Source organism: Janthinobacterium sp. CG_23.3, assembly GCF_046115965.1.
In the GTDB taxonomy this organism is placed as follows: domain Bacteria; phylum Pseudomonadota; class Gammaproteobacteria; order Burkholderiales; family Burkholderiaceae_D; genus Janthinobacterium.
Map to the genome: position 1 here is coordinate 1 of NZ_JBJXIB010000171.1, position 9,798 is coordinate 9,798.

9 protein-coding genes are annotated in these 9,798 nt (G+C 67.2%); 7 read left to right on the forward strand and 2 right to left on the reverse strand.

Translation table 11 applies throughout. The features are described from left to right. Positions 1-152 precede the first annotated feature (152 nt). Both ACFDR9_RS25585 and purM read right to left on the reverse strand, forming a co-directional pair. A complete protein-coding gene (locus ACFDR9_RS25585) occupies positions 153-485 on the reverse strand; it encodes a hypothetical protein (RefSeq protein WP_409032796.1) in 333 nt (110 codons plus the stop codon). A 178-nt stretch (positions 486-663) separates the two neighbouring features. Beyond that, positions 664-1,707, reverse strand: a complete 1,044-nt coding sequence (purM, locus tag ACFDR9_RS25590) for a phosphoribosylformylglycinamidine cyclo-ligase (RefSeq protein ID WP_017879370.1) — start codon at positions 1,705-1,707, stop codon at positions 664-666. Positions 1,708-1,842: 135 nt separating this feature from the next. Between purM and ACFDR9_RS25595 the strand changes: the two genes are divergently transcribed. The 7 genes from ACFDR9_RS25595 to ACFDR9_RS25625 all read left to right on the forward strand — a co-directional run bounded on the left by ACFDR9_RS25595 (position 1,843) and on the right by ACFDR9_RS25625 (position 9,714). After that, positions 1,843-2,931 (forward strand): AI-2E family transporter, encoded by a 1,089-nt coding sequence (locus ACFDR9_RS25595; protein WP_017879371.1) that lies wholly within the window; start codon positions 1,843-1,845, stop codon positions 2,929-2,931. A gap of 33 nt (positions 2,932-2,964) precedes the next feature. Then, a complete protein-coding gene (gene hda, locus ACFDR9_RS25600; RefSeq protein WP_017879372.1) occupies positions 2,965-3,633 on the forward strand; it encodes a DnaA regulatory inactivator Hda in 669 nt (222 codons plus the stop codon). Continuing rightward, positions 3,633-4,304 (forward strand): HAD family hydrolase, encoded by a 672-nt coding sequence (locus tag ACFDR9_RS25605; protein WP_409032799.1) that lies wholly within the window; start codon positions 3,633-3,635, stop codon positions 4,302-4,304. Before hda ends, ACFDR9_RS25605 begins: the two co-directional genes overlap by 1 nt. Then, positions 4,297-5,676: a polynucleotide adenylyltransferase PcnB gene (gene pcnB / locus ACFDR9_RS25610; protein ID WP_017879374.1), complete on the forward strand. Its 1,380-nt coding sequence runs from the start codon at positions 4,297-4,299 to the stop codon at positions 5,674-5,676. Before ACFDR9_RS25605 ends, pcnB begins: the two co-directional genes overlap by 8 nt. Next, on the forward strand, positions 5,673-6,185 hold the full coding sequence (gene folK / locus ACFDR9_RS25615; RefSeq protein ID WP_409032797.1) for a 2-amino-4-hydroxy-6-hydroxymethyldihydropteridine diphosphokinase: 513 nt from the start codon (positions 5,673-5,675) through the stop codon (positions 6,183-6,185). The genes pcnB and folK overlap by 4 nt, the downstream gene beginning before the upstream one ends. Positions 6,186-6,318: 133 nt before the next feature. After that, complete coding sequence (panB, locus tag ACFDR9_RS25620) at positions 6,319-7,191, forward strand: 3-methyl-2-oxobutanoate hydroxymethyltransferase (protein WP_409032798.1); 873 nt, start codon at positions 6,319-6,321, stop codon at positions 7,189-7,191. Positions 7,192-7,356: 165 nt separating this feature from the next. Beyond that, positions 7,357-9,714, forward strand: coding sequence for a PAS domain S-box protein (locus ACFDR9_RS25625; protein WP_409032800.1), 2,358 nt, complete (start codon positions 7,357-7,359; stop codon positions 9,712-9,714). Positions 9,715-9,798 lie beyond the last annotated feature (84 nt).

Consider the following 9,798-nt stretch of genomic DNA (forward strand, 5'->3'; position numbering starts at 1 on the left):
GGCACCCCGCCGCGGGGCGGAGGTTGCTGAAGTGCCAACCACGGGGGAGTGAAACGGCAGCACGGAAGGAAAAACCAAAGCTGAGTCTGAAAACCCCCCCCCCGCGCCAAGGCGCGGGCGGCGCATCGAGTTGGCGCGCGTTAGCGCTGGCCTCAGTCGTCGTCGCGCTCGTGCTTGTGATGCTTTTCCTTCTTTTGCTTGCACTTATTTTTTTTGCAATCCCAATACCGATCGTCATGCTCGACATACACGGGCCGCTGTTCCACATACACGGGCCGCTGTTGCACATACACGGGCCGCTGTTGCACATAAATCGGCCGTTCCTGCACATACACGGGCGCGGGCGCGACATACACCGGCTGCGGCGCAACCGGCAAGATGATCCTGACGTCAACGTCAACGGGCGCCGCCAGCGCGCCATAGCTGACCAACACCAGCGCGCCCAGCATCAGGGTCGCCGCGATTTTCTTTGTATTTATATTCATGTTATTTCTCCTTGGGAATAATATTACGCCCTTATGTCCCAAAACACCCGCACGCCAGGGTAAATAGCGTGAGCAAATGTTACACGCGCCGCCCCGGCGCGGCTGCCTGCGCCACGGGATAAAAAAAATGGCGGCCGGTCCGCAAGGACAGGCCGCCATTTTCCCGCGGGGGGGAAACTTAAACGACGATGGTCTGGTGCTCGTCGCCGACGCGGGCGCGGATGGTGCCGATGCGCGCGACGCTCTCGCCGGCGGCCGTCAGCTGCGCGAAGGCGGCGTCGGCGTTCTCGGCCGAGACGATGACGGTCATGCCGATGCCGCAGTTGAAGACGCGGTGCATCTCGGCGTCGGCGACGCCGCCGTGCCGCTGCAACCACTGGAACAGCGGCGGCATGGTCCACGCCGTCGAGTCCAGCTCGGCCACCAGGTGGCTTTGCAGCACGCGCGGGATGTTTTCGACCAGGCCGCCGCCGGTGATGTGCACCATGCCTTTGACTTCCATCGCGTCCATCAGCGCCAGCAGCGGCTTGACGTAGATGCGGGTCGGCTCCATCAGCACGTCGGCCAGCTTGCGCCCGTGGAAGTCGCCTTCCAGGTCCGGCTTGGCCACCTCGATGATCTTGCGCACCAGCGAGTAGCCGTTCGAGTGCGCGCCCGACGAGGCCAGGCCCAGCACCACGTCGCCCGGGACGATCTTGGTGCCGTCGATGATTTTCGACTTTTCCACCGCGCCCACGGCGAAGCCGGCCAGGTCGTATTCGCCGGCCGGGTACATGCTCGGCATTTCCGCCGTTTCGCCGCCGATCAGCGCGCAGCCGGCCAGTTCGCAACCCTTGGCCACACCCTTGATGACGTCGGTCGCGGTCGGCACGTCGAGCTTGCCGCAGGCGAAGTAGTCGAGGAAGAACAGCGGCTCGGCGCCCTGCACCAGGATGTCGTTGACGCTCATGGCGACCAGGTCGATGCCAACCGTGTCGTGGCGGTTCAGTTCGAACGCCAGCTTGAGCTTGGTGCCGACGCCGTCGGTGCCCGACACCAGCACCGGTTCCTTGTATTTCTTGCTAATCTCGAACAGCGCGCCGAAGCCGCCAATGCCGCCCATCACGCCTTCGCGCATGGTGCGCTTGGCAAACGGCTTGATTGCTTCGACTAGGGCGTCGCCCGCATCGATATCGACGCCGGCATCGCGGTAGGAAAGGGAAACATTAGTTGTTTGGGTCATGGTGTGTGGCAGCGGAGGCGGTAAAATAGAGGGCGGAGACCGATTGCGCACGCGCGCGTGCAAGTCCGGACAATCCGCTATTTTATCAAACTGCCCCGTCAACCCTGCCATTTTTTTATACATACTCGACAATCCATGCCATTCCCCCTCACGCTAGAACAAAAACAAACGGCATTCTGGGTCGCGGTCTGGCTGGCGTTTCTGCTGTTGCTGGTGGCGTTGGGGCCGGTGCTGACGCCCTTCCTGGCCGCCGCCATCCTGGCCTACGCCCTCAATCCCGGCGTCGACCGGCTCGACCACCTGCGCTTTCGCCGCTTCGACGTGCCGCGCCCGCTGGCGGTGGTGGTCGTGGTGCTGTTGTTTTTCCTGGCGCTGGGGGCGCTGGCGCTGATCGTCATTCCGGTGCTGCAAAAGGAAATCCCGCTGCTGCAGGCGCAAATTCCGCTGTTCCTGGTCAAGCTCAACGAGCTGCTGGGGCCGAAGTTGCAGGAAATGGGCATCAAGGTGCGGCTCGACAGCGCCGGCCTGAAAACCCTGCTGACCCAGCAGATGACCACCAGCGGCGACGAAATCTGGAGCGCCGTGCTGGCCTCGGCGCGGGTCGGCGGCACCGCCGTGCTGGGCTGGCTGGCCACCGTGGTGCTGATCCCGGTGCTGCTGTTCTACCTGCTGCTGGACTGGCACCCGATGCTGGCGCGCATCGCCGCCGCGGTGCCGCGGCGCTGGGTCGGCCAGACGGTGGCGATGGCCAACGAGGTCGACGCGCTGCTGGCGCAATACCTGCGCGGCCAGTTGCTGGTGATGCTGGTGCTGGCCGTGTACTACTCGACGGCGCTGATGATCGCCGGCTTCGACGTCGCCCTGCCGGTGGGCATCATCACCGGCCTGCTGGTGTTCATCCCCTACCTCGGCTTCGGCCTGGGCCTGGTGCTGGCGCTGATCGCCGCCGTGCTGCAGTTCAGCGACTGGAGCGGGGTCGTCGCCGTGGCCGTCATCTACGGCTGCGGCCAGGTCATCGAGGGCTTCTTCCTGACGCCGCGCCTGGTCGGCGAGCGCATCGGCCTGAACCCGCTGGCGGTGATCTTCGCGCTGCTGGCGTTCGGCCAATTGTTCGGATTCGTCGGCGTTTTGCTCGCATTGCCGGCCTCGGCCATCTTAATGGTCGCTTTTAAGCACCTTCGCCGCCACTACCTGAGCAGCAGCTTCTATAATGCGTCTATATAAAGCTATGCAAAATACTAGGACAGGGCGAACGCCATGAAACAACTGGTGCTCGATTTAGGCGCAGACCAGGCGCACAGCCTCGATTCCTTCGAGGTAGGACAAAATGCCGAGGTGGCGCAACTGATGCGCCAGTTCGCCGCGCGCACCTCGCGCGAGCACTTCGCCTACCTGTGGGGCGAAGTGGCCGCCGGCAAGACCCATCTGCTGCAGGCACTGGGCAACACCGCTGCGGCCCGCTACATCTCGCCGTTCTCGATCGAGTCGGAATTCGTCTACTCGCCCGAGGTCGACCTGTACATGCTCGACGACTGCGAAAAACTGTCGCCGGTGGCGCAGATCGACGCCTTCGCGCTGTTCAACGAAATCCGCGCCAACGGCGCCTTCATGGTCTGCAGCGGCGCGGTGCCGCCGGCGGTGCTGCCGGTGCGCGAGGATTTGCGCACGCGCATGGGCTGGGGCTTGATTTACCAGATCCACGGCTTGACCGACGACGAAAAGGTGGCGGCGCTGACCCACGCGGCGGCCACCCGCGGCTTGACCTTGTCGCCGGGCGTGTTACCCTATCTGCTGTCGCATTTCCGGCGCGACATGCGCTCGCTGTCGACGATGCTGGACTCCCTCGACCAATACTCCCTGGAAACCCAACGCCCGATCACCTTGCCTTTGTTGCGCGAGTTGTTGCAGGCGGAAGCGAAAGAATGATGAATCTGGCCCTGTTTGACCTCGACCACACGCTGCTGCCGATCGACTCCGACCACGAATGGGGCCAGTTCCTGGTCCGCATCGGCGCCGTCGACGGCGCCGCCTTCACCGGCCGCAACGACGCCTTTTTCGCCCAGTACCAGGCCGGCACGCTGGACCCGGTCGAATACCTCGCATTCGCCCTGGGCACGCTGGCGCGCTTCCCGCGCCCGGAACTGGAGCGCATGCACGCCCAGTTCATGGCCGAGGTGGTCGAGCCGGCGATCCTGCCGGCCGCGCGCGCGCTGCTGCAACGGCACCACGACAACGGCGACCTGGTGGCCATCATCACCGCCACCAACGCCTTCGTCACCGCGCCGATCGCCCGGGCGCTGGGGGTCGCGCACCTGATCGCCGCCACGCCCGAGTTCGACGGCGCCGGCAACGTCACCGGCAAGCTGCTCGGCACGCCGACCCAGGGCGCCGGCAAGGTCAGCCACACCCACGCCTGGCTGGCCGGGCGCGGGCAGCGCCTGGAGGGCTTCGCGCGCAGCCATTTCTACAGCGACTCGCACAACGACATTCCGCTGTTGTCGGTCGTCACCGACCCCGTCGCCACCAACCCCAACGCCGCGCTGGCGGCGCACGCGTCGACCCACGGCTGGCCATTACTCCATTTATTCAATGATTAAAAAACTCATCCGCAAGATCCTCGGCGTCAAAGAAGCAGCGGCGCGCGACCACAGCGTGGCCGTGGTGCTGCGCGCGCAAGAGCACGGCATCGACCCGCGACTGGTGTCGTCGAACGCGATCCGCGTCACCAGCAGCCTGCAGGAGGCCGGCTTCGACGCCTTCGTCGTCGGCGGCGCGGTGCGCGACCTGCTGCTGGGCGTCAAGCCGAAGGACTTCGACATCGCCACCAACGCCACCCCGGAACAGGTCAAACGCCTGTTCCGGCGCGCCTTCATCATCGGCAAGCGCTTCCAGATCGTCCACGTGATGTTCGGCCAGGACCTGTTGGAGGTGACCACCTTCCGCGGCATCGGCGCGGACTCGGCGCCGACCGACGAGCACGGGCGCGTGCTGCGCGACAACACCTTCGGCCCGCAGCACGAGGACGCGCTGCGGCGCGACTTCACCATCAACGCCATGTACTACAACCCGGCCAACGAAGAGGTGTGGGACTACCACGGCGGCAGCGCCGACATCCGCGCCAAGACGCTGCGCATCATCGGCCAGCCGGAGGCGCGCTACCGCGAAGACCCGGTGCGCATGCTGCGCGTGGTGCGCTTCGCGGCGCGCCTGAACTTCAGCATCGAGCCCGGCACCGCCGCGCCGATCGCCGTGATGGCGCCGTTGATCAACAACGTGCCGGCGGCGCGCGTCTTCGACGAGATGCTGAAACTGTTGATGAGCGGGCGGGCGCTGGCGTGCCTGGTGCAACTGCGCAAATCGGGCCTGCACCACGGCCTGCTGCCGCTGCTCGACGTGGTGCTGGAGCAGCCGCTGGGCGCCAAGTTCGTCACGCTGGCGCTGGACTCGACCGACGCGCGCATCGCCGCCGGCAAGACGGTCTCGCCGGGCTTCCTGTTCGCCGCGCTGCTGTGGCACCAGGTGCTGGAGAAATGGACCGCCTACCGCGCCGCCGGCGAATTCCCGATCCCGGCGCTGCACCTGGCGGCCGACGACGTGCTCGACTCGCAGACCGAGAAGCTGGCGCTGCAGCGCAAGATCGGCTCCGACATGCGCGACATCTGGGCCATGCAGCCGCGCTTCGAGCGGCGCAGCGGCAAGACCCCGCACAAGCTGCTGGAGCACCCGCGCTTCCGCGCCGGCTACGACTTCCTGCTGCTGCGCTGCGCCTCCGGCGAGATCGACGCCGAAATCGGCGAATGGTGGACCGACTTCTACGAAAGCGACGAAGAGAACCGCGACGAACTGGTGGCCAGCGGCGCCAACCCGGCCGCCGCGCCGGGCGCCGCGAAGAAAAAACGCGCGCCGCGGCGCGGCCCGCGCAGCCGCCCCGCCAGCGGCACCACCGGCGGCGCCGCCGGCGGCGAATGAGCGACTCGCCGCACCCGGCGCCGGCGCGGCAACCGGCCTACATCGGCATCGGCGCCAACCTGGGCGACGCCCGCGGCAACGTGCGGGACGCGCTGGCGCGGCTGGCGCGCCTGCCCGACAGCGCGCTGCTGGGCGCCTCCAGCCTGTACCGCACCGCGCCGATCGACGCCGGCGGCGACGACTACATCAACGCCGTGGCGCGCCTCGACACGGCGCTGGCGGCCGACGAGCTGCTGCTGGCGCTGCACGCGATTGAAAGCGCGCACGGGCGCGAACGGCCCTACCGCAACGCCCCGCGCACGCTGGACCTGGACCTGCTGCTGTACGGCGACGAGCGGATCGCCACGGCCACGCTGCAAGTGCCGCATCCGCGCCTGGGCGAACGCGCCTTCGTCCTGGTGCCGCTGCTGGAACTGGCGCCGGCCATCGTCGTACCCGGGCTGGGCCCGGCGCGCGCGCTGGCCGACAGCGCCGCCGTGGCCGCGCAAGCCATCGACAAACTCGACTGAACACCGGGGACAGACCACGATTTCCGAGAAACTTTCTCGGAAATCGTGGTCTGTCCCCGGTGCTGCCGTTCGCAGTTAGAATGGCGGATTCGCCGCGCGCGCCGGCAGCCAACACACTCACTAAAGGATTCCGATGTCAGCATATTTGCAAGGAACAGAATTGGCCGGGAAAGCCGCCGCGCCAGTGGCGTCCGCTCCGGCCAAGCCGGTCCACACCAAGGCCGTGACGATCCCGTCGCTGAACGCGCTGCGCGCCAGCGGCGAGAAGATCAGCATGCTGACCTGCTACGACGCCAGCTTCGCCTCGCTGATGGACCGCTGCGGCGTCGAGGTGCTGCTGATCGGCGATTCGCTCGGCATGGTCTGCAACGGCCACCAGTCGACGCTGCCGGTGACGGTGGCCGAGCTGGCCTACCACACCGCCGCCGTGGCGCGCGGCAGCAAGTCGGCGATGATCGTCACCGACCTGCCGTTCGGCGCCTACGGCACCCCCGAAACGGCCTTCGCCAACGCCGTGCAGGTGATGCAGGCCGGCGCCCACATGGTCAAGATCGAGGGCGGCGCCTGGCTGGCCGACACGGTGCGCTTCCTGACCGAGCGCTCGGTGCCGGTGTGCGCCCACCTCGGCCTGACGCCGCAGTCTGTGCACCAGCTGGGCGGCTACAAGGTGCAAGGCAAAAGCATTGAAAGCGCCGAGCAGTTGAAGGCCGACGCGCTGGCGCTGCAGGCCGCCGGCGCCGCGCTGGTGGTGCTGGAGGCGATTCCCTCGCAGCTGGGCAAGGAGGTGACGGAACTGCTGGCGATGCCGAGCATCGGCATCGGCGCCGGTCCGGACTGCTCCGGCCAGGTGCTGGTGATGCACGACCTGCTCGGCGTCTTCCCGGGCCGCAAGGCGCGCTTCGTCAAAAACTTCATGGAAGGCCAGAGCAGCATCGACGCCGCCGTGATCGCCTACGTGCGCGCCGTCAAGGACGGCAGCTTCCCGGCGCTGGAACACTGCTTCTAGGGGCGCCAGGTTTGGTTGGTCGGCGTACGCCCGCCGCGTATCCGACCTGCGCCACCGCCGCGCGCCGGACACGCCGTTGATCGCGGCCTGTCCTTGCGCGCCACTTGGTGGTAAATTGCGGTAGGACATCTTTATCCACGACAGCAGAGGCGCCGCGACGTGAGCATGCACCGAGCCGACAGCAGCAAGCCGCGCGACCCGGCCGACACCGGCCTGTCGCTCGACAGCTTTGCGCTGCCGCTGGGCATGGTCGGCGCCGACGGCCAGCTGTTGCGCGTCAACGCCGCGCTGGCGGCCATGCTCGGGCCGCTGCCGGCGGCCGGGCTGCTGCTGGCCGAACTGCTGCCGCTGGCCGACTGCCGCGACTTCCTGGCGCAAGCCGGCGACGGCGCCAAAACCAGCCAGATCGCCACCTTGCTGCGCGGCGCCGACGCCAAGCTGCCGGTGTATCTGCGCTGGGTGCCGACCGCCGCCGCCGCGCCGCGGATCTTTTCGGTCAGTCCGATGGCGGGCCTGGACCAGGCCTTCGCCGGGCGCGAACGGGCCCTGCTGGAATACCAGGCCATCATGAAGAACGCGCCGGTCGGCGTGGTGTTCGTCATTTCGCGGCGCATCGTGCGCTACAACGACGAGTTCGCCCGCCTGTTCGGCTTCGACGCCGGCAACGGCGTCGGCCAGCTGGCGCGCGCGCTGTACGCGTCCGAGGCCAGTTACGAGGAAGTCGGCCGGCACGCCTACGCCAAGCTGCTCGAACAGGGGTCATTCCACGACGAGATCCGCTTCCGGCGCCAGGACGGCGGCACCTTTTGGGGCGGCGCCTGGGGCTTCCCGTCCAACCCGGCCGAACCGGACCAGGGCGCCATCTGGATCGTCAGCGACATCACCGTGCGCAAGAGCGCCGAAAGCCTGCTGCGCGCCTCGCTGTTCGAGTGGGAGGAGATCTTCAACAGCGCCACCGTCGGCATCGGCGTCACCAACGGCCGCACCATCCAGCGCTGCAACGCCCACGTCGCGGCCATGCTCGGCTACGGCGTCGACGAACTCGAGGGCCTGCCCACCAGCACCATCTTCCCCGACCCGGACAGCTATGAACTGGCGCGCCAGCGGGCCAACCCGCCGCTGGCGGCCGGGCGCGCCTACGAAATCGACTGCGAACTGCGGCGCCGCGACGGCAGCATGGTCTGGTGCCACGTCTGCGCCAAGATGCTCGACCCGGAGCGCAATGAAAGCGGCACCGTCTGGATCGTCCAGGACCTGACCGCGCCGCGCGCCGCCCAGGAGCAGTTGCACAGCGCGCTGCGCGACTACCAGGGCGTGCTGAACAACGCCTCGCTGGGCATCGTACTGACCAGCGAACGCAAGATACAGCGCTGCAACGCCGCCTTCGAGGCGATGTTCGGCTACAGCGACGACGGCGTGGTCGGCCTGCCCGGGCGGGCGCTGTACCGCAGCGACGAGGAATATCAGGACATGGCCGACGAGGTCGCGCCGGCGCTGTCGACCGGCAAGCCGGTGCGCCGCGAAATGTACCTGCGCCGGCGCGACGGCAGCGACTTCTGGGGCAACCTGTCGGGCTACGTGGCCGACCCCGCCGACCCGACCCGCGGCACCTGGTGGATCATCGAGGACCGCACCGCGTTCAAGCAAACCGAGCAGGCGCTGCAGCGCAATTACGCCGAACTCAAGGAAACCCACGGCCAGCTCGAGGCGGCCCAGGCGCAACTGCTGCAGTCGGAGAAGATGGCCTCGATCGGCCAACTGGCCGCCGGCGTCGCCCACGAGATCAACAACCCGATCGGCTTCGTCAACTCCAACCTCGGCTCGCTCGGCCGCTACGTCGGCGAGCTGCTGGCGCTGCTGGACGGCTACCAGGACGCGCTGGACGGCGTGGCGCTGCCGGCGCCGGCCGCGCGCGCCATCGCCGCCGCGCGCCAGGCCGCCGACATCGACTACCTGCGCGGCGACGTCGCCGCGTTGCTGCAGGAGTCGCAGGACGGCCTGCTGCGGGTGCGCGACATCGTCCAGGACTTGAAGGATTTTTCCCACGTCGACGAGGGCGAATGGCAGGAGGCCGACCTGAACGCCGGGGTCCAGAGCACCCTGAACATGGTGCGCAACGAGATCAAATACAAGGCCGAGGTCAGGCTCGAACTGGGCCAACTGCCGCCGGTGCACTGCAACGCGGCGCAAATCAACCAGGTGTTGATGAATTTGCTGGTCAACGCCGCCCACGCGATTGAAAGCCAGGGCCAGCTGGTGGTGCGCTCCGGCGTCGACGCCGAGCGGGTCTGGCTGGAGGTCGAGGACAACGGCTGCGGCATCGCGCCCGAGGTGCAGGCGCGCATCTTCGACCCGTTCTTCACCACCAAACCGGTCGGCAAGGGCACCGGCCTGGGGCTGTCGGTTTCCTACGGCATCGTCAAACGCCACGGCGGCCATTTCGAGATGGCCAGCACGCCCGGACAAGGCGCCCGCTTCCGCTTCTGGCTGCCGATCTCGGCCGACGCCGCCGGGTTTTCGTAGATACTATGAATGAAGGCGGGTCGGCAAAAGACGCAAATTAATCCTAAAGTGAAGGTTCGAAGAATCAACTTAGGAGAAAATCAT